We start from the raw sequence: 19,658 nt of genomic DNA, 5'->3' as shown, positions 1-19,658 counted from the left end.
GCTTAAGTGATCTGCATATGGATCTAATATTCCTGGCCATTTGGGAATCCGGCTTCCCAACACCAACCAAACCGGAACTTGTTGCGGATGAAGTTCCGGGAAAAGTTCCTGCGCTGACAATTTCCCCGATCGATAGTCATACGTGGAAAAGTCTGCACTGGATAACGCTCAATAACGCGATGTCGACTACATCAGGGCCCTTTTTGAAAAAACACATCAGGGAAAGTTCAAACATAAAAGGCCTTCGATGAAACTATTGTCCAACCCGGCAATCAGTTCCAAGGAAAAAAAACTAATGACATTCCAGCCCGATTGTCGAATTTTCCATTGTTAATACGCCAGAAATGAGATTAACTTCAATCATTGAACCCATTTTCAGGGCAAAATGGCCTCTCTCACGATGGATATTCCCAGTATTATAATAATAATTATATAATATAGTTTAAAAATTATAATGTGCTCAAGTAATATTCTGATCGCGGCCCTATATTCTGCGGTATAGCCTCATTCCAGCGGTTGGTAGCGGAAAGAAATGCGGCGAACGCAGCAGTTATGTCTTTATCCAGGGGATTAAGTATTAACGCACGCCGGCCTGCTGCCATGGCCGCATCCAACTTTTCCGCATGGAATAGCGATTCCATCTCCGCCCGGGCACTTGCGGCCGAGCCAGGTGCCAGCTGCACTGCAGTATCAGCGAGCTTAAGAGTACGTTCAGGTACCCGGGCATCGTGCTTGGAAGACGATTTCGCCAACAAAACCAGGGAGAGAGCCGAATACACATCGGCATTATTGGGCTGCGCTCGCAGCGAACGCTCCAGACAAATTCTCGAAGCTTCCAGTTTTTGTTGGGTGGGCGACCGCACTGCGTGATAAGCTCTTAGAACACAACCGTGACCAAGTGTCGGCGACTTGTATTCCTGGCGCAGTTCGGAATTGCTAATGGCACCATTGGTTCCCGCTATTTGATATGCGAGAAGCCCGACCAAATCATCTGAGCTGTCTAGCCCGCCCAGGTTACTGTCCAGTTGGGAGACCAGTATTTCCTTGTTCGACTGATTGCTTACTTGCCACCACAGTGCTGGTTGAGGCGCATCTGGCCGGTAATCAATTTCGATGTAGTAGGCATTTGACTGCCAGTTATATGCTGCCCGTTGTGATGGCTCAGGCAGACCGCTCTCACCGCTACTCGTTAGAAGATTGATGGTACGAAACCGAGCGAGTGCAATCACCAGTTTTTCCGCCAGTTCCCGGGCCGCCTGATTACTTTTGCCATCAACAGTCACAGCCAATATCGCGCCAGGCCTTTCGGAAATGACTACTTTCTGGGTGAGGGGTATTTTTATCAAAAAGAGTGCGACCAAAAGCAGACATACTGCGCAGGCAACGTTGGCGATCCCGAAAATCCTGGAGCGCGTGTCCGAGAACGGTATTGAAGATCGCAATGAATGAGTGTGCCGGAACCTGAATTTACTCTTTGAAACGGGATGCGACCCGACCTCGGGAAGTGGAGCTTGCCGCAAAACCGCCGGCACATACCCTCCCTTCGGCAAATCAATCCGCAAGGTGTGATCACGACCGTAAAGCTCATAATAATGAACAAGTGAGGTCCGAAGACGTGTGGCTTCGATGCGGACGATGGGGTCCAAAGTAGGATCGAAATCCGTAGATCTCCCAAACACATCAACGGCAATAGAGTAAGCTTTAATCTGGTTGGCGGAACCGTCGAAAAGCCTTTCCATGACATACCGGAGGAAACGCTTGTTCCTGTTCGAAGCACGAAACCTTTGATCAGCCAAAAGCTTCTCCAGCTCAAGCATCGCTTCTTCCACGCCAACGACCTGTTCGTACGTCCTGAATTCGTTCATCTTGTCCAAGCCACTAATCCCCTCCGGTCGGTTTACGCTTGATTTTAAACAAAGCGTCATCGCTGCGCGTTCAGTGAAACTTCATTGTAATAGTAAGAATTAGTGATCCTGTGGCGGATGTATTTGATATACTTCCTCCATTCGGATTGTGTCTTAAACAATTACATGCTAAAAAATAGAATGTTACGCTCTATTCGATGAATAGGTCGCTAAATTCGGTGAACTTGCTATCGTCCGATGGCTGCTGAGGGGATCAATGAACAGCGGCGATGAACAAGCTTTACTGAACACGCCATACTCAAATGCGGATTATGGAGTGAAGAACAGTCCATGGCACGAAATAACGGTCGGTTCCGGTACGTCGCTTTCACAGGCATTAGGGTCATTTTGGCGAGCGCAAACTGCGGGCTGGCTCTTTTTTGCGCTATTCGGTTTTGTCAGCAGAATACTTGCATTTGATGATCTGAAACTGGCGATTGTACTGACCTTAAGTCTTGATACTGCAGGCTTTCTCCTGACAGCTTTTGCGCATCGGTTTTTTCGCGATAGGATCCGCCATCAGGTCAGTCTCTCGATCGTCATTACAGCAATGGCACTTTCAGTTGTTGCTGGTGCTTTGCAAATGCTTGTTGCCGAAATGGTAAGAAACATTGTTCACCCGGCAACCACTGGTGAATTTGTAATCGGAACGTTCACTGTATCCTTCGTATACTATACGCTCATATTCATGGGATGGTCGTTGGCATACCTCTGGATTAACGCGGAAGCAAACGCACTAAAGACACAAATACAGAACAGTCAGGCGCAGAAAGCGGCCTTGCACGCTGAGCTAAGTCAATTACGTTCTCAGCTGGACTCGCACTTCTTGTTTAATGCACTCAATACAGTCGCAATGGAAATACCCGAGAATAAGCACACAGCTTTAGAAATGACCAATCGAGTGGCAGCTTATCTGCGCTATTCACTTGAACATCACGATCAGCGGGTATGTTCGCTTATGGAAGAGATACGCGCAGTTCAAAACTATTTGCGCATTCAGGAAATCCGGTTCGAAAACCAGATTGAATGCGCATATGATGTAGCACCGGAAGCCCGGCTTTTCCTTGTTCCACACCTCATCGTACAGCCACTTGTCGAGAACGCGGTAAAACATGGGCTGACATCACCGGGCCAACTCGCAATAAAACTGCGGGCAACCGGCAACCGTAATGAGCTCACAATTGTAATTCGTAATTCTGGAAGGCTTGTGAACAAGAGCCACGATCGTCCGACAATCGGACTGTCGAATATGCGTCGTAGGCTCGAATTACACTATCCTGGCAATCACGATTTCTCGCTGTTCCAGGTCGGGGAGGAAGTGGTAGCCCGTTTGAACCTGAGGGGACGACCATGCTTCGTTTGATGATCATAGATGACGAACCTCGCGCCCTTAGGGGTCTGAAGCGTCTCATCAGCCAGAACGACGACGTTGAGGTGGTGGGAGAGGCAGGGTTACTTTCGCAAGCTTTCCCATTAATCGAGCAATTGCAACCCGATGCGATTTTCCTTGATGTAGAACTGAAGGATGGACGGGGTTTTGACCTTATTGAAAACATGGAGTTTCCTCCACCAGTGGTCTTCGTCACCGCACATAGCAATTACGCCACCAGAGCATTTGACATATCGGCTGTCGATTATCTGCTCAAACCAGTCGTGGAAGAAAGACTGGCTAAATCCCTCGACCGGCTGCGCCGGTTAAAGGAACGCACGAGCGCAGAAGCGCTTGATAACCAGCGCCTGCTCCTTAAAATGCCAAGACGGTCGGTAGCTCTTCCAAAAGATGAGATTGCTTTACTTTCTGCAGAAGGAGATTTCACCCGAATTTTCACTTCTGACGGGCAGAACTATTTCTTGTGCCGCTTGCTTGGCAGCTTTGAAAAGGAAGTATCCGATCCTCCATTTATCCGTATCAGCCGTTCATTAATTATCAACGTGAGGCATATTGAAAGGATCGATACGACTACGGACGGGAAGTCGTGTGTATACTTCAATGGGCGGGTGGAGCCAATTGAATTGGGTCGTATACCCGCACGGCGGCTCTTGCAGCGGCTATCTCACGGAAAAACCTAGGGCCTGCCGCGCTCACTTACAAAAAAGACGATACTGTATAAGAAAAACAGCCCATCTACGATGACGGCGGGAAAATAGCCCATGATCCACGGCTCATCCAGGTTTGTCACAAACAGATAGACAATAAAGCCTTTTTCGGCCCCGCTGAGTAACATGGTTTCGAAACGCAACCATGGTCGAAAAGAGGACGCAATCATTAAAACACCCACGCAGAAAATCACGAAAGCCCAATGACGCAAGGCCAGGGCGCTGGAAGCCGTGAAATCAACCACTCCTCCGAACAGGGGCGTGATCGTCTCTATATTCAATGCGATTGGCAAAGTACCACAAGTTACGAGGCCGAAGATAATGAGAACCCATTTGAAAGTGTGGTCTATGAAAAGGTTAATCGTCCGCATGTGCCCCTCCAAATCTCGTCACTGATCGGGTTTGAAGCCGGCAGCCTCAGCCGCCAGCCCGGTTCCTGACGTGAGCTCCTACCGTGAAACTCCTGCTTGTGCTGCGGCAATCTGGGCCTTGATGGCATCTAGATTAAAGCCGGCACCGCGTTGCATTGGGGGAAACTCTATAGCCGATCTGGCCAGGGCTTCGACTTGCGCCTGCACGAAAACAAAGCGCCAGAACTCATACCTAAACCATTCAAAGTACTGCAATGATCCCTCACTGGTGCCCTTGTTTGGCCAGCCGGCCCGTTCAAAAGGATCAAGGCGCAAATTTGTCAGATAGGGAACAGAAACAGATATCTTTCCACCAAGCCATCCTTCCGGCTGATCAATAAAGCGGAACTTGAAGTCCCCGATCCGAACAGCCCCCAGACGATCTTCGCCGAAATACCAGACTTCCTCGCGGTTTGACGGCCCCTTGCCAGTGATCATGTTCAATTGATTATAACCATCAAGATGGTTCTTATAGGTTTTACCTGCGACTTCCTTTCCGTTTTTCAGTTCCTCGACGAGGTCAGGATTGCCTGCGGCAGCTGCAAAGGTAGGTAACCAATCAAGACCCGACATAACGCCGTTTTGAACTGTTCCCGCAGGGATTTTGCCTGGCCATCTCACAATAGCCGGCACGCGAAAACCGCCCTCCATGACAGTTCCTTTACTTTGGGAAAAAGGTGTAATGCCACCATCTGGCCAGGTGAACATTTCGGTACCATTGTCTGTCGTAAACAAAACAATCGTATTGTCAGCTTCGCCGGTTTCTTCCAGCTTCCCGATCACAGAGCCTACAATGTCGTCAAGCTGAGCCATCCCTGCTTCCTGTATTGACCAGCCGTTCTCCGAGTTACGCAAACCTTCATATTTTGGGGAAAGATGCGTGGCGATATGCATGCGGGTGGGATTGAGCCACAATAGAAAGGGCTTATCCTGCGACCGGGCTGAATCGATAAACTTCAGAGATTTTTCGAGAATCTCGTCATCGACCGTCTCCATGCGATCAGCACACAACTCGCCCGCATCCTCGATCCGTTGCTTCCCGACCTTGCCCCATCTTGGTTCTTCAGTCGGATCGTTTGAATCTGTTGCCCAGCTATGGATCATATTCCGGGGACCAATCGACGGCCTGAGATCGGCTGGATATGTCGGCTGGCAGGGGTCTTCCATAGCATCAAGATGATAGAGATAGCCAAAGAACTCATCGAAGCCATGTACAGTGGGCAGATAGGCGTTAAGATCCCCCAGATGATTTTTGCCAAACTGACCCGTGACATAGCCAACGTCTTTTAGCACCGTTGCCAGTGTAACCGCTTCAGCAGGAAGTCCCGCAGATGCTCCCGCTTGCCCGACCGTGGTCATTCCGGTGCGGATTGGTAATTCACCCGTTATGAATGCGGCACGGCCTGCCGTGCAGCTAGCTTCCGCATAATAATCAGTAAAAAGCATTCCTTCCTTGGCCAGTTTATCGATGTTCGGGGTTTCACCCGTCATCATTCCGCGATGGTAAGCGCCTATATTCCACATGCCAATATCGTCGCCCATAATCACAACGATGTTGGGTTTGTTTTCCAACGCAACCGCGGGAACAGCAGCCGTCATAATCACTGCTGATGATAAAGTGATCCAGAGTTTCCTGGCTATACCCATTGCCGCTTCCTCACCGTCCTGACTGTCCAAATGATCGACAGCCTGCACCTTGTTTGTTTGCATCCGCGCACGACACGTTCGTCCGACGTGTCTGTACGCATTCAGCATCTCAACTTGAGACCGGGTGGGGAGTACTTAACTGTAACAATTATCGCTGCTGGCCGCTTTCATCGGCATTCCAGTTCGACTTCCAATGAGCCACAAATTATACACATAGCCGAAAACAGCCGTCATTCAGGCTGCTGGGTAACGATGATACAGCAGATGTTACAGTTAAGTATTTGGCAAATTGAGGCCGTTGTTATCAATTCCTGGCTTGATCTCCTGGATCGAATGGCGAAAACTGCGCCGCTTAAATAAATCACCAGACCAGGGATAAGCCTCCGTTCGTCAATCGCCTTTACAACGCGAAAGCATGGGAAAAAACTTCCGAACGGCCCTGAAAAACCATCTACATTTTGCGGCGGATACGCCTGTGCGAAACCTGCCGGACCGCTGTTCATACCGCAGTGGAGTTGGCGAGACGTTCCGCGCAGATCCCGGCGACGGTCTCCTGCAACAACTTCATACGGTCGGCCAGCCACGCCAGTTCCTCGCCCGTGATGTCGTAGGCAGGGGAATAGCGCGCATCGACATAAGCGCGGTCGAGGCGAGAAAAACTCCTTTTGGCGAAACGGCTGTCGCGTGGCCAGACCTCAATCAGTCGTGGTGCGATCCGTTCGGCCTGGGAGCGAAGAAAATTCAGGCGATGCGATTTGGGGCTGTACAGTGTCATAACTGTCAGAACACAGTGATAGAGCCTTTCGGTCGCCTGGTGTAGATCGAAGGCGGCTTCTTTGTCATAGTCACGCTTCACAGCTTCCTGCGCTAGTTCGAAACGGTGAGCCGCATTTGGAAACCAGTGATCATAATGCCGTTGCGCCTCGTCTCGTGCTTCCTCCGGTGAGAGGGCTTTCGGTGAAACAAGGGGATGTCCCGGAGCCTCGTAGAGCATGATCCCGTCACGGGCAATATCCACAAAGAAGGGACGCCTCGAGCGAGCTGGTCGTTTACTTCCATGATGGAGAAAATTCAATGGGCCTGATCCGCGTGGCGCTTCTCTTCGACTGAATACTGAAACTTCCTGCAAAATTGTTTCCACGCCGAAACCATTCCAGGTTCGAAGTCGACACCTCGGCGTGTTCGAATTTATTCCGTTTCAAGATAACTAATTGTCCAGCTGACGACAGAATGCGCCGTTGACCGTAGGAGAAACCACCACAATATTAAAGCCGGACACTTTCGCTGACTTTGATGCAACCTCCTGAAGCGCCCCGCAATGCTCCTGACCGTTGCATCGCATAGTCCCTCAGACGTGCAGGCGAAAGTGTCCACTGTGCATGAGCCGGTTTTAGTTCTCTTTGCTGTTGCACCCGGTCAAAATAGGCGGCTTTAGGGCATTGCTTTACGAGAACTATCATCTCGCCTGCTCTCCCACTTCGTCAAATCGCATTCTCGCGGATGGCTCGGCATCTCAACGGAAGACCAGCAAGCCAAATAGAATGTTCCGTATCAAAAAAACCTCCACGCCCATTTTAAGATAGAAATGCTCCGGTATCCGTTTATACGACAATGCGGCGCCGAAGGAGAAATGCGGTGAGTTATTCAAGGTTTCACTTCTGTGCGGGAATAACCGTCGACCTGATCGCGCAGCAACTATCCGGTTCCACCGGGAAACCGGTGGCTATCAGCTGACACTGGACGACAGCTCAGATTCTGATAGTTTTATTTTTCACAATATTCATTCGACTATCCAGGATTTATTAACTGAAGCTCAAAAGAATAATATTGCGGTAATCTTCGAAAGCCTCGACGACATAGCTACTTTGATAGCATCATCCGACCAAACCGCTGAATAGTATACAGATCCAGTTTATAGACCGCGGTTGACCGGCGGCATGCCTGTTACTTTGTTACCCGGAGCATGTTTCCGGTCCGACCTGAACCGCTTCATTTCTGACACGGTTGCATTTTCACCTCGCTCGCTGGCTTTGATTGCGAGCGATAAGGGTAACTCCGGCTATCAGGATGGTTCCAACAATAAACAGGAACGCAGCCGCGGCGATTGCAGGACTGATATTCTCTCTGATTGTAGAGAACATCTGGCGGGCAACAGTACGTTGATTGGGCCCGGCAACAAAAAGCGTTAGCACAACTTCGTCTAACGACGTAGCGAAAGCAAACACCGCTCCCGTCACGATACCTGGCGTTACCAAAGGCAAGGTCACCTGACGCAGAACTACCCAAGGCGATGCACCAAGGCTGGCTGCTGCATTTTCCAGACGACGATCAATACCTAGAAGCGCAGCTGTCACATTGACGACAACAAATGGTATTGCGATGACAGTATGTGCAATAATGACACCCAGATAGGTGTTAGCCAGGCCATATTGTGCGAACATCAACTGTATACCGACGCCGAGCACTACCGCTGGAACAACCATCGGAAGCAGAAATACCGTTCGAAAGAAGCTAAACAACAAAGATACCGACCTCCCGCGTAGTCCGAGTGCGGCGACCGTACCAAGAATGGTCGCAAGGATTGTCGTTCCGGCCCCAATGATCAAGCTGTTTAGGATCGATCGGCGCCAGGCGTCAGCTGCAAACAACTCATGGAACCATCTGAACGAAAAGGCGGGAATCGGGTAGTTCAGGAAGACGCTGTCCGTAAAGGCCAGAGGGAGGATGGCAAACAATGGAGCCATCAGAAAGATGATAACGACTGACCCGAACAATGCCTTGCTGAAAGTAAGTGTGCTCATGGGCGCGCATCCTCGGATGACAGACGAAGATAGACGACGTAGAGGATCATGGTCGCAGCCAAAAGCACGATCCCGAGCGCACCAGCCATACCCCAATTTGCCGCTCCGGTCGCGTAATAGGCAATGACAGAGCTGATCATCTGGTCCTTCGCACCACCAATAAGTGCCGGTGTGATATAATAGCCAAGTGCCGTCATGAAGACGAGAAGCCCTCCTGACACGACGCCCCTAAGACTCAGTGGCAGCAATACAAGTACAAACGCACGAATGGGCGATGCACCTAAAGATGCAGCGGCAGGCATCAGGTTCTTCGGAATTCCGATGAGAACGCTGAAGATCGGAAGTACCATGAAGGGTAGAAGGACGTGGGTCATTGCAATCACGACGCCCAAACGGTTGAAGATGAGCGGTACAGGGCCACTCGTCAAACCAAGAGTCTGAAGCGCCATATTGATGAGCCCATTGTCCTGAAGAATAATGTACCAGGCCGCAGTTCGTACAAGAAGCGAAGTCCACAGCGGGAGAAGTATAGCACCCAGGAGCAATTGACGCCTCCAGCCGTTAGTTGATGCGGCTACCATCGCAAAAGGTAGTCCGATGACAATGCAGCACAGCGTCACCACTCCGGCCATAATCAGTGTCCGCAAGAGCGTGGTCCGATTGGCTGATTTATCTTCAGACACATTAACGATACTGCCGTTGTCGTCCCGCTGCAGATCAATTGCCGACAGCAGGTTTCTGTCGGTAAGCGACGTGCTTGCCGCGTCCTGCACCGCAATCCAGAATGCCGGATCGCCCCATCGCTTATCCACCGACACAAGATCGGTGACCGTCTGGTCCTGTGTAACTGCGTTGCGTGTCCTGGTCATCAAGGTGCGAAAGCCCGACTTTGCACTGTTCAGGCGACGGACCAGATCGCCGAAAAGCTCGTCATCGCTGATATTTCTGATATCGCTCGCAAGCGCCTGTTGCGCTGCAGCCGGCGGAACTGTTGCCCTGTCCCAGTCAAGCAGAGCATCAGACACTGTGGGCAATGTTCTTGACGCCACGGGATCGGAAACCGCTGCCTTCATCATTGTTGCAAGTGGCGCAACAAAGAAGAATGCCAGGAAGACCGCGAGCGGCGCAATCAGCGCTATCGACTTGATTTGACAGGAAAGCCGTGACGGATGGGTCATGAAACGACCCAGCACTGTTCGGGCGCAAAAGAAGCGACGAATTCTTGCCCGATTCTGGGCGTGATTACACTTCTGGTGGCCTTTACCACGAAGGACCTGTTTCCTGCGTCAACCTGCACCTGAAGATGATCTCCGTGATACACGATATCAATCACTCTCACTTCCAGCTGATTTTGCGCAGAGCCGGTTTGGCCAAGTTCAATGCGTTCTGGACGCACGGACACAAGGACTTGCCTTCGAGGCCCCAAATCGGTGGCAGATGCAACTTTGATTGCCTGTCCATCGTCCAATGTGACGTCCAGGATACCGTTGGACGATGAGACCACTTCGCCGCTCAGGAGGTTGGTTTCACCAATAAATTCAGCAACGAATTGAGTTTTTGGCCGATCATAGATTTCCGCAGGCTCGCCAATCTGCTCGATCTTGCCATGATTGAAGATCGCAATGCGATCAGACATCGTCAAAGCTTCAGTCTGATCGTGCGTAACAAAGACGATGGTCAGACCCAGGCGATGATGGATATCACGAATATCCATCTGCATCTGTTCGCGAAGCTTCTTGTCCAGAGCTCCCAACGGCTCGTCCATCAAAACGACTTCCGGCTCGAATACCAATGCGCGAGCCAGCGCAACCCGCTGCTGCTGACCACCGGATAATTGTATTGGTCGACGCTCATCGAAAGCACGCAGTTGAACCATGTCGAGAGCCTTCGTCACACGCTCGACAATCTCGCTTTTGGAAAGGCCCCTCATCCTGAGCGGAAATGCTACGTTGTCCGCAACGGACATGTGGGGAAACAAAGCGTAGTTCTGGAACACAACTCCCATGTTGCGCTTATGAGGCGGCAAATCATCTACACGCCTGCCGCCAACAGAAATCGCACCGCTGGTTGGGTTTTCGAAACCGGCCAGCATCATGAGAAGCGTTGTCTTGCCGGATCCGGACGGGCCCAGCATGCTCACGAACTCTCCCTTGCCAATCGACAGATCGAGATTGTCGACGACGGTCATCATGCCGAACGCTTTGCTGACCTGGTCGAAATGGATAAACGCGTCACTCATCATAACCTGCGCTGATTTTTCTGGCAGCCTGGTCGATGCCAAAGGCTGCTCCGCTGCCCGCGAGGGCAACAGAGTTAATAGATTGAAATCGTTGACTTCTATTGAGCAAGCCAGGCGTTGAAACGCTGCGTCAGCTCTTCCAGGTTGTCGGTCCAGAAATCCACGTCGAGCGCGATGGCTCCGCTAATGTTTTCATCGGCAGTCGGAAGTTCTTTCTGGAACTGTTCCGGCACCAGCTTGGTCGCCCCAAGGGTCGGCAAACCGTAAGCAATGTACTCAGGAAGTTTGGCCTGGTTCTCAGCCTTGCTGGCGTAGGCAATGAAATCCATGCCCGCATCCTTGTTCGGGCTATCTTTCAAAATGACCCAGCTGTCGATAGCGTATACACTGCCAGGGAACACAAATCCGAACTTCTTGCCTTCGGCCCGGTTGATGCCACTGATACGACCGTTGTAGGCAGACGTCATTACGACCTGCCCTGACGAGAGAAGCTGTAGCGGCTGCGCGCCAGCGTCCCACCAGATGATATCTTCCTTCAATTCGTCAAGCTTCTTGAAAGCCCGGTCAATACCACCTTCACCGCTCAAAACTTCATAAACCTGGTCAGCAGGAACGCCCTCGGCCATCAGTGCAAACTCAAGAGCGTATTTCGGTCCTTTGCGAAGGCCGCGCTTGCCTGGAAACTTCTTCGTATCCCAGAAATCAGCCCACGTCTTTGGCTCCTCCCTGAGCTTTTCGCCGTCATAAGAAAGCCCGGTCGACCACACGATATTGCCAACACCGCAGTCGCTGACGGCGGACGGGAGATATGCATCCTTCCCACCAAGCTTTTCCCAATCGATCTTTTCGTAAATTCCGTCGGCACACCCCAGCGCCAGCTCTTCAGCTTCGACTTCCACGACGTCCCAGTTCGGGACACCGGCCTTCACCTTGGCTTGGAGAACGCCGTAACCGCCTTCCCAGCTTTCATCCAGAACCGGCTTGCCGATCCGGGATGCAAAAGGTTCAAAGAAAATTTTACGCTGCGCATCCTGGAAGTTTCCTCCCCATGACACAACAGTCAGGTCCCGAGCCTGGGCACCGAAGACACCTGACGCCAGGACTGTGGACGCTATGACTGAAATTTTGATTATATTCATCGGACGCTCCCCTTCGTGTTCTCGACGGCCCTTAGCAAAGCACGTTTGAGAACTTTGGAAAGCAGGGTTAACCGATCCGGTCATTATATTCACCAGACATAGGCACAATGCAAAGTGATCAATAAGTTGGCGGGGTGACCGCGCTTATAATCTCGCTCTGACCATCAAAGACATTCCTAAAACGATGGGGAAGACGGCTGTCGAAATAGTATCCATCACCGGGTTTCAGCACTCTCTTCTGACTTCCGACCGTAACTTCAACCAGACCGGAAAGCACCATGCCGGCCTCTTGTGCCGCGTGGGTGAATTCCTCGCCAGAATCTGCGCCAGGAGCATAACGTTCATGCAACATGAGAAGTTCGCGATTGGGATGATCGAGACCGATTACCCGATAGGAAATCGTATCCACCTTTCCGATCTCGGCTAGATCTACCGACGAATAAAAAGGGGAATAGGGAAGGCTGGATTGTAAATCGGAGAAGAAGCCGGTCAATGTTGTTCCCAATGCATCGAGCACCGCACCAAGAGTGTCGATCGACGGGCTCATTCGGTCACGCTCGATCAGCGATATTGTGGAGTGAGATATTCCCGAACGAGCGGCGAGTTCTCGAACCCCCAGATTCCGGCGACGACGAAGTTCACGAAGTTTGCTTCCGATTTTAGGCATGTATCGTTTCCCATGTTCGTGTGGTTCATCGACAATGCCATTCCAAATTTCGAGGCGATACCTGACGGGACATGGCATGATCTGTACTGGTGATTATAATGAACAGATGGTTTGTGGGCAATTGTCGGATAGCCAAGCTTGGAAGATGTTGAGGTTGATCATCCCACACAGGAGGTTTTGATGACGTCGCGTCTCGATGCGCTGAAAGGTAAATTTATCCGGGTCAAGGAACCGACCCGAGACGCCGTCTCTGATACGGCGCCGGTCGAAAAAACGGTGAAGGACATCATAGCGAATGTCCGAGAACGTGGCGACACTGCTGTTCGCGAATATTCTCTTGCGTTCGATAAGGCAGACGTCAGCCATTTTGAGGTCACCGAGAAAGAAAAGCTCAAAGCCATTGCAGAACTCGATCCGCAGACGCGTGAGGACACCGAATTTGCCATCGCAAATGTCCGCCGTTTTGCCGAAGCACAGCTTGGCACGATCCTCCCGCTGGAAATCGAAAGTCTGCCAGGGCTTCATCTTGGCCATCGGGTTATTCCGATAGAAATCGTGGGTTGCTACGTCCCTGGCGGTCGGTATCCGCTTCTTTCAGCTCCAATCATGACAATCGTCCCGGCCAAGGTCGCCGGTTGTGATCAGGTCATCGCCTGTCTTCCCCCGAATGCGCATCCAGCCATGATTGCCGGTTGTCATCTGGCAGGCGCAGACCGCATCTTTCGTGTCGGTGGTGCGCAGGCAATCGCTGCCATGGCATATGGCACAGAGACAATTCCCGCAGTCGACAAAATCGTTGGGCCCGGTAATGCGTATGTAAACGAGGCAAAACGTCAGGTTTTTGGTCAGGTAGGCATCGATCAGCTCGCGGGGCCAAGTGAAATTTTCATAGTCGCCGACGAAACGGGCAATCCTGTAACTCTGGCAACCGACATGCTCGCTCAGGCCGAGCATGATGTCCGTACACGCGTGGGCCTGGTTACGACAGACCGGAATCTGGCGGAAGAGACAATCAAGGAAGTCGAAAGGCAGCTCCAGACCCTCTCCACCGCTGCTGTTGCAGGAGTTGCATGGAAGGATTACGGCGAAGTAACCGTCGTTGATGACGAAGAAACCATGATCGCCTACGCCGACTACATCGCAACCGAGCATCTTCAGGTCCACACACGCGACCCGATGGCAACAGCTAGAAAGCTGCGCAACTATGGTTCGATTTTCATCGGCGAACTGGCCAGTGTTGTTTACTCGGACAAATGCTGCGGCACGAACCACACACTGCCAACCATGGCGGCAGGGCGCTACACCGGCGGACTTTGGGTCGGCTCATATGTAAAAATTGCCACACATCAATGGCTCGACGAACGTGGTGTTGCCGCTGTTGCACCCGCAGCCGTTCGTCAAAGCGCAACGGAAAAACTTGAAGGGCATCGCCGGGCCGCAGCCCTCCGCCTCGGTCCAAAACACCCTGAAGTTGTGTAGTTAACCATCCCGATATTCGCGACGCCGGGAGGAACCTGCCAGGAAAACCAGCGGTTCCTGCCCGGGCAGCGATCACGGAATGCGTAATTAAGGAAATCCCGTCAGGAGTTTTTTCCGGGGAATTGACTGACCGTCTCAACGGATAGTGCAATCGGCCCAGCGCCAAGACACGAGGTTGCGCACAGGAACAACCAGCCTGCGGCCATCCTCTTCCGAAAGGTTACAGACTGTTTGCGGTTGTTTGCATATAGTTATGCGCATAAAACTGCTGGCAATAAGGAACATGCCTTATGTCAGGGCAGGGCCCCGCCCGCACATTCAAGCGCTTAACCTGGGCAGCCGCTCCCGAGAGACCTAAGCATTCCGGGCACTGGCCCAAGGCTCAGATGGGCTTTGCTTCATTCCCTGTCTGACCGAACTGTTTTGACGAAAGGAAGCGTTCTGTGTCCGGCATCAGGGTCAACAGCCGAGCCAATGCTGCATAGTCGCTGGTCAGTGTCCCTCATAAAATGCGCCGGTTTTGCGCTACTCTTTAACTGCCGGGAGGCGCCAGTAAATGGTTCGTGGTGTATTCGGCAATGAATGTTCCATCCTGCGCACTGATTGTGTAAATCATCCCGCCATCAGCTTCCTTCGATTCAATCACGATTATTTTCTCCTGATCGATCTCCGCTCTAAGCTCCTCCACGGTCATATCCAGTTCATCGGCAATTTCCGTCAGAGACTTGCCCTCCGCTACTCCCTTTATGACAGCCTCTGTCGCTTCAAGGTTCACAAACGGGAGAGTGACCATGCTCTCAATGAAATCTGTATTCTTTTCTAAAAGATCAACATCGCCGTTACTGTAGCTTGTTTGTGTAACCAGATTGCCGTCACTGTTGACATAGGTAACGACATCAACAACCCACGATCCACTGGCCAGGCCGAATATGTTGGGTACCAGTGTCTGCTGGACTGTCATAACGTGATTACCGGCGGAATCGTGGATGGTAAACTCAAGTGCTCCGTTATCGAACGATACTGCAACCTGATACCCCGCGTCCTCAAGTTCCGCCTTTAGCTCCCAGACGGTCAAACCGGTTTCACCAGCCAGTTCGAATAGCGATTTGCCGTCTTGCATCTCGCCGACTATTTGACCTGCATTCACTTCCTCTCTGGTTACGTCAGCCTTCACGGCCCCGTCACGATCAAAGGCAGAATAGGCGTAAGCAGGGACAGACGGCGGTGGGGAGCGGCGCTCATCCGGGGTTGTTCTGTGTTGCCCCTGGATAAGGTCCGGAGACTGTCCGTGCATTCGTTCACCAGAGCCCGCAGAACGAGCGGAGGACGCCGCCTGTTGAAACTCATCTGGTTTTCCGGCACGCGGCTGGGGCTCGCCGTTTCGCAGAACAGCCTGGTGCATCGAGGACGCAAATGAACCGGGTTCTATTGCCATGTGGAATTCCCTTTCAAGATTGCTGTTTCCATGTCATTCGCCTTGGCGGCCAATGTGCTCCATACTGCGCGCCACCAGAATCCAAACTCCTCGGATAGATTTCCTTCAGGTGTTGCTGCCGCTTTGAATCCGACACCGGATTGCGAATTTGAAACAGAACAAAGGCAGTTTTCCATTTCTGAAAACGCTGGTTATGTTTTGAAGTGATCCCTGCATTGCCAACCCGGATTAAACTGCTTCCCCATAGGAGAAACAAATACCGCCCCCAACGGCTTCACTTCGTTGACAAGCGCATACTTTCTGAAGACGACGGATCTGCAAATCGAATAATTGAGAAGCAGACTTTAGATTATCTAAACGTGAAATTTGAACACATCTCACTTTTCTGTAATCCGGTGGCCAAGAACTGATACACGGCGGCTCAATTTGTCTGAACCGTTTGTTGTGTTCCCATTTATGCGAAATCACACAATAGGTTCAGAACTAGCGACGGGATAATTTCCGGCATGGCCACCTTTCATAGCTGTCAACAAACCCGGCAATATCAAGGTTGAGATTTATTTATTGTTTGCTGTATCAGACATGGAATCGTAATATTGCTCCTTCGTTAAAAATGTTGTTAGCATATTGCAGCGACTTCGGCTTTCCGTTCCGGGAGTACAGATTTCCCGGATCGACGTGTAGAAAAGCCGAAACACTTTTCACATCATCTGTATGACTATCCTCGCGGAAGGAAACCGAACTGCAAATCGATTAATTGAGGAACAGACTTTAGGAGAGCTAAATGCGAAACCTTAATTCGCTGCCCCTTGCCGCGCTGCGAACGATCGAAGCAATCGGGCGTACCGGCACTCTGGCCGCAGCCGCGTGTGAGCTTGGTGTTACGCCTGGAGCACTAAGCCAGCGACTGGCGAAAGCGGAAATCGCACTCGGGCAATCCCTTTTTGTCCGCTCTTCCTATGGTCTCGAGCCGACGGAAAAATGCCGCACTGTACTGCCGCGCCTGACGGAAGCAGTACTGGCTTTAAGTGAAGTCGTAACGGATTTGCGCGATCCTGATGAAGCATCACTGTCAATCACCATGGCACCGGATTTTGCCTCCCACTGGTTCGTACGGAGGGCCACGCATTTTCTCGAGCTGAATCCTGATATATCGATCAGGGTCGACCCAAATCGATCTATCATAGATCTCGATACAGAATCCTGGGACGTTGGCATCCGGCTCTGTACTGCCGACCTTGCGGGAAACGCAGCAGAGAAGCTCCTGGATGAAATTCTGTTCCCCGTCTGTACGCCAAAGATCGCAGAACGTTTGTGTACCCCTACGGACATTCGGTCAGTACCAATCATCCGGGACCAGAACTGGCTTCGTGGCTGGCATCCGTGGTTATCTGCCTGTGATATGGATCTGTCTGATTTGCCGAACGGGCCGATCTACACTCTAGGATCGCTTTGTCTGAAAGCTGCGATTACCGGCCAGGGAGTATTCATGGCATGGGAGACTCTAGCGTGCGATGCCTTGGCAGATAAACGTCTAATGCTGCCATTCGAACAGCGCATTCTCACAAATGAAGCATACTGGTTCGTGACAAGCCGCGCGGCAGCTCGCAAACCGTGCGTGGCCAGATTCAGGGAATGGCTGAAGTTTGAACTGGACAAATCCATCATCAGCAGAAGGTTGATTATGAACTAGAAATAGGTCTGAAGCGGAACATTGTCCTTTTTAAGAAGTTCCAACGCTCGGCTGATGTAAGACGATACAGCTGAAGCTGAGACCAATCGACAGACACGGTTCAGGGACACGGCAAGTATTGACCGCAATGCTTGGTCTGGAACATGCAAAAACCGATCAATCACTCAGCAGCTTGAACGAGGTAACGACTGGGCATGGGGTCATAAGGAGAACCTCGTTTCATCCCTGGTCTTCAATAGCTATTCTTGTGCATTTGGCTGATAACCAAACCAAATTGAGCGCGAGCCGCGAAATTCTCGAGCATGAACCGGAACTCCATTAACAGGTATTATCGTGCGCTTTACGTCGTGCAAAACCTCCTAATCTGTGATCTCCAATCATTGGTGGGCGTGATGCGTCAGAAAAGGGCTCGCGACACATTTGAAGCAATTTTGACCGAGCGTCCTACTTGCAAGTACGCACATGTTAAGACCATGCACCACTTCTTCCACGCGCCCGCATGCAGTCGATGAACAGGCGAACAGACGGTAGCCGTGCACGTCTGGAATCAAACAGCAGATGAATGGGCAAAGGTGGAGGTGCGTACTCATCCAGTACACTGCAGAGCTCGCCCGTCGCAAGCCTCTCAGCCACCTGATAACTGAGCACGTTCGCTATGCCGAGGTTTGCGACCGCAGCCTCAATCTGCGCATCGATGGAAGTTACGGTCAGGCGCGGCTTTACGACGGTGACTTGGGATTTTGGGCCGAACCGCCAATTCGTCCCCGTCCGGATATTGTCACCAACAATGGCGTCATGGTCCGCAAGCTCCCTGGGCGTTGTGGGTCGACCATGTTCCGCACAATAGCGGGGGCTTGCCACCAGGATTTGACTCACCATACCGACCGCAACCGAGCGCAGGTTACTGTCGCGCGGTTCGCCGACACGTACAGCAACATCAATTCCCTCTTCAATGAGACGGACATTGCGGTCGAGAAGCATCAAACGCACCGACAAACCTTTATGCGCAGCGAGAATTTCTTCCACCACCGGAAGTACGTGGAGACGGCCGAACATGACCGGCGCAGTAATATGTAATTCGCCGCGTGGTGCCGATAGACCGCCCGTTGCGGCTCGCTCGGCCTCTTGCAACTGCGCGAGTATCTCCCGGGCACGTTCAAGCAGGGCAGCGCCCTCCTCAGTGAGAACAACACTTCGGGTTGAACGTCGAAGAACAGTAATGCCGAGGCGTTGCTCAAGTGCAGCGATTAACCGGGTTACAGCAGGAGCGGATATGCCCAGATGGCGAGACGCCGCAGCAAAGCCGCCGCGTTCTGCTACTGCGACGAACGTACTCAATTCTGCAAATCGGTCCATACGATTATTCCGGAAAGTGGAATTCTGATGTGCCAATTTAGCGGATTATCGTCGAGCATTGAAGCAAATATTCTCCAGGTATGTCGAGTTCATATTTTCACCAGATCTTCGGCGCGGCGGCGCGCACTCTCCAGGAACAGGCTGGCTCGCGCAACACCTATGCGCACCGTGAAGCCGCCTCCGACGACAGCCGTGATGTGCTGACTGAGCGAGAACTCGGTTTCCTCCAGGCACGTGACAGCGTTTACCTGGCAAGCGTGACGGCAAATGGCTGGCCCTATGTTCAACATCGTGGTGGCCCGGTCGGGTTCATTCAGTCTTTGGGCGAAAACCGGATTGGGTTTTGTGACTACCCGGGCAATCGTCAGTACGTCTCCCTTGGAAACGTTATTGAAAGTGGACGCGTCGCCCTGATTGCGATGAATTATTCTGCCCGGCAGCGCCTTAAGCTTATCGGGCATGCCCAAAGGATTATGTCTGCCGATGCTCCTGAGATCGTTCGGGCACTCTCCCACCACGACGCGCCGCCCGCTGACGTGGCCTTTGTAATCGATGTGATCGGCTTTGATTGGAATTGCCCAAAGTTTATCACGCCGCGTTTTACGCGTGCTGAGATAGAAACTGCGGTTGCGAGCCAAATCGCGGCTGAAGTCGAACGTGAAATTGGACCGTTGCGGGAGGAGAATATGCGTTTACGTGCCGAATTAGCACATTTGAAGGCCACCGACGAGGAAGCCGACTGAGAAGCTGAACAGTCAATCATTTCAGGCTTGAAATTGCCGGTTAAACAG

General features: G+C 51.7%; 16 protein-coding genes. 5 read left to right on the top strand and 11 right to left on the bottom strand.

Annotated features, from left to right (window positions below):
- Nucleotides 1–449 precede the first annotated feature (449 nt).
- Nucleotides 450–1,874 carry a hypothetical protein gene (locus AAE521_RS06665; protein ID WP_342060801.1) on the bottom strand — a complete coding sequence of 475 codons (1,425 nt, stop codon included), beginning with the start codon at nt 1,872–1,874 and terminating at the stop codon, nt 450–452.
- A gap of 247 nt (nt 1,875–2,121) precedes the next feature.
- On the opposite strand from AAE521_RS06665, the gene AAE521_RS06660 reads away from it, so the two are divergent.
- Entirely contained in the window at nt 2,122–3,267 is a 1,146-nt protein-coding gene (locus AAE521_RS06660; RefSeq protein ID WP_342060800.1) for a sensor histidine kinase, read from the top strand.
- Complete coding sequence (locus AAE521_RS06655; protein WP_342060799.1) at nt 3,255–3,974, top strand: LytR/AlgR family response regulator transcription factor; 720 nt, start codon at nt 3,255–3,257, stop codon at nt 3,972–3,974. Before AAE521_RS06660 ends, AAE521_RS06655 begins: the two co-directional genes overlap by 13 nt.
- Here the strand turns inward: AAE521_RS06655 and AAE521_RS06650 are convergent.
- From AAE521_RS06650 to AAE521_RS06615, 8 genes are all read right to left on the bottom strand, one after another.
- On the bottom strand, nt 3,971–4,372 hold the full coding sequence (locus tag AAE521_RS06650; RefSeq protein ID WP_342060798.1) for a hypothetical protein: 402 nt from the start codon (nt 4,370–4,372) through the stop codon (nt 3,971–3,973). The two genes, AAE521_RS06655 and AAE521_RS06650, sit on opposite strands and share 4 nt — an antisense overlap.
- A gap of 78 nt (nt 4,373–4,450) precedes the next feature.
- Nucleotides 4,451–6,058, bottom strand: a complete 1,608-nt coding sequence (locus AAE521_RS06645) for an arylsulfatase (RefSeq protein WP_374865031.1) — start codon at nt 6,056–6,058, stop codon at nt 4,451–4,453.
- A gap of 499 nt (nt 6,059–6,557) precedes the next feature.
- A complete protein-coding gene (locus AAE521_RS06640; protein ID WP_342060797.1) occupies nt 6,558–7,076 on the bottom strand; it encodes a HEPN domain-containing protein in 519 nt (172 codons plus the stop codon).
- A gap of 994 nt (nt 7,077–8,070) precedes the next feature.
- A complete protein-coding gene (locus AAE521_RS06635) occupies nt 8,071–8,859 on the bottom strand; it encodes an ABC transporter permease (RefSeq protein WP_342060796.1) in 789 nt (262 codons plus the stop codon).
- Nucleotides 8,856–10,037 carry an ABC transporter permease gene (locus tag AAE521_RS06630; protein ID WP_342060795.1) on the bottom strand — a complete coding sequence of 394 codons (1,182 nt, stop codon included), beginning with the start codon at nt 10,035–10,037 and terminating at the stop codon, nt 8,856–8,858. The genes AAE521_RS06635 and AAE521_RS06630 overlap by 4 nt, the downstream gene beginning before the upstream one ends.
- A complete protein-coding gene (locus AAE521_RS06625) occupies nt 10,034–11,098 on the bottom strand; it encodes an ABC transporter ATP-binding protein (protein ID WP_071631707.1) in 1,065 nt (354 codons plus the stop codon). The genes AAE521_RS06630 and AAE521_RS06625 overlap by 4 nt, the downstream gene beginning before the upstream one ends.
- A 98-nt stretch (nt 11,099–11,196) precedes the next feature.
- Complete coding sequence (locus tag AAE521_RS06620) at nt 11,197–12,237, bottom strand: ABC transporter substrate-binding protein (RefSeq protein ID WP_342060794.1); 1,041 nt, start codon at nt 12,235–12,237, stop codon at nt 11,197–11,199.
- A gap of 118 nt (nt 12,238–12,355) precedes the next feature.
- Nucleotides 12,356–12,904, bottom strand: a complete 549-nt coding sequence (locus AAE521_RS06615) for a cupin domain-containing protein (protein ID WP_071631632.1) — start codon at nt 12,902–12,904, stop codon at nt 12,356–12,358.
- 180 nt (nt 12,905–13,084) lie between these two features.
- Between AAE521_RS06615 and hisD the strand changes: the two genes are divergently transcribed.
- The gene (gene hisD, locus AAE521_RS06610; protein ID WP_342060793.1) at nt 13,085–14,383 is read left to right on the top strand and encodes a histidinol dehydrogenase; all 1,299 of its coding nucleotides are present in this window, start codon (nt 13,085–13,087) and stop codon (nt 14,381–14,383) included.
- Between the two features lie 532 nt (nt 14,384–14,915).
- Here hisD and AAE521_RS06605 read toward each other — a convergent pair.
- Nucleotides 14,916–15,818 carry a hypothetical protein gene (locus AAE521_RS06605; protein ID WP_342060792.1) on the bottom strand — a complete coding sequence of 301 codons (903 nt, stop codon included), beginning with the start codon at nt 15,816–15,818 and terminating at the stop codon, nt 14,916–14,918.
- A gap of 784 nt (nt 15,819–16,602) precedes the next feature.
- On the opposite strand from AAE521_RS06605, the gene AAE521_RS06600 reads away from it, so the two are divergent.
- Nucleotides 16,603–17,511: a LysR substrate-binding domain-containing protein gene (locus AAE521_RS06600; RefSeq protein WP_342060791.1), complete on the top strand. Its 909-nt coding sequence runs from the start codon at nt 16,603–16,605 to the stop codon at nt 17,509–17,511.
- A gap of 465 nt (nt 17,512–17,976) precedes the next feature.
- Here AAE521_RS06600 and AAE521_RS06595 read toward each other — a convergent pair whose 3' ends face one another.
- Nucleotides 17,977–18,867 carry a LysR substrate-binding domain-containing protein gene (locus AAE521_RS06595; protein ID WP_342060790.1) on the bottom strand — a complete coding sequence of 297 codons (891 nt, stop codon included), beginning with the start codon at nt 18,865–18,867 and terminating at the stop codon, nt 17,977–17,979.
- Between the two features lie 80 nt (nt 18,868–18,947).
- Between AAE521_RS06595 and AAE521_RS06590 the strand changes: the two genes are divergently transcribed.
- On the top strand, nt 18,948–19,610 hold the full coding sequence (locus tag AAE521_RS06590; RefSeq protein ID WP_342060789.1) for a pyridoxamine 5'-phosphate oxidase family protein: 663 nt from the start codon (nt 18,948–18,950) through the stop codon (nt 19,608–19,610).
- The last annotated feature ends 48 nt before the right edge of the window (nt 19,611–19,658 follow it).

Origin of the sequence: Brucella cytisi, assembly GCF_038433355.1 — a bacterium.
Lineage (GTDB): Bacteria > Pseudomonadota > Alphaproteobacteria > Rhizobiales > Rhizobiaceae > Brucella > Brucella cytisi.
This window is presented reverse-complemented; position numbering and strand designations above follow the sequence as displayed.

What these genes read in the sequence shown, in the direction of transcription:
- AAE521_RS06600 (WP_342060791.1), top strand. Translation starts at nt 16,603, where the DNA reads ATGCGAAACCTTAATTCGCTGCCCCTTGCCGCGCTGCGAACGATCGAA.
- AAE521_RS06645 (WP_374865031.1), bottom strand. Translation starts at nt 6,058, where the DNA reads ATGGGTATAGCCAGGAAACTCTGGATCACTTTATCATCAGCAGTGATT.
- AAE521_RS06625 (WP_071631707.1), bottom strand. Translation starts at nt 11,098, where the DNA reads ATGAGTGACGCGTTTATCCATTTCGACCAGGTCAGCAAAGCGTTCGGC.
- AAE521_RS06655 (WP_342060799.1), top strand. Translation starts at nt 3,255, where the DNA reads ATGCTTCGTTTGATGATCATAGATGACGAACCTCGCGCCCTTAGGGGT.
- AAE521_RS06660 (WP_342060800.1), top strand. Translation starts at nt 2,122, where the DNA reads ATGAACAGCGGCGATGAACAAGCTTTACTGAACACGCCATACTCAAAT.
- AAE521_RS06650 (WP_342060798.1), bottom strand. Translation starts at nt 4,372, where the DNA reads ATGCGGACGATTAACCTTTTCATAGACCACACTTTCAAATGGGTTCTC.
- AAE521_RS06590 (WP_342060789.1), top strand. Translation starts at nt 18,948, where the DNA reads ATGTCGAGTTCATATTTTCACCAGATCTTCGGCGCGGCGGCGCGCACT.
- AAE521_RS06615 (WP_071631632.1), bottom strand. Translation starts at nt 12,904, where the DNA reads ATGCCTAAAATCGGAAGCAAACTTCGTGAACTTCGTCGTCGCCGGAAT.
- hisD (WP_342060793.1), top strand. Translation starts at nt 13,085, where the DNA reads ATGACGTCGCGTCTCGATGCGCTGAAAGGTAAATTTATCCGGGTCAAG.
- AAE521_RS06605 (WP_342060792.1), bottom strand. Translation starts at nt 15,818, where the DNA reads ATGGCAATAGAACCCGGTTCATTTGCGTCCTCGATGCACCAGGCTGTT.
- AAE521_RS06635 (WP_342060796.1), bottom strand. Translation starts at nt 8,859, where the DNA reads ATGAGCACACTTACTTTCAGCAAGGCATTGTTCGGGTCAGTCGTTATC.
- AAE521_RS06595 (WP_342060790.1), bottom strand. Translation starts at nt 18,867, where the DNA reads ATGGACCGATTTGCAGAATTGAGTACGTTCGTCGCAGTAGCAGAACGC.
- AAE521_RS06630 (WP_342060795.1), bottom strand. Translation starts at nt 10,037, where the DNA reads ATGACCCATCCGTCACGGCTTTCCTGTCAAATCAAGTCGATAGCGCTG.
- AAE521_RS06620 (WP_342060794.1), bottom strand. Translation starts at nt 12,237, where the DNA reads ATGAATATAATCAAAATTTCAGTCATAGCGTCCACAGTCCTGGCGTCA.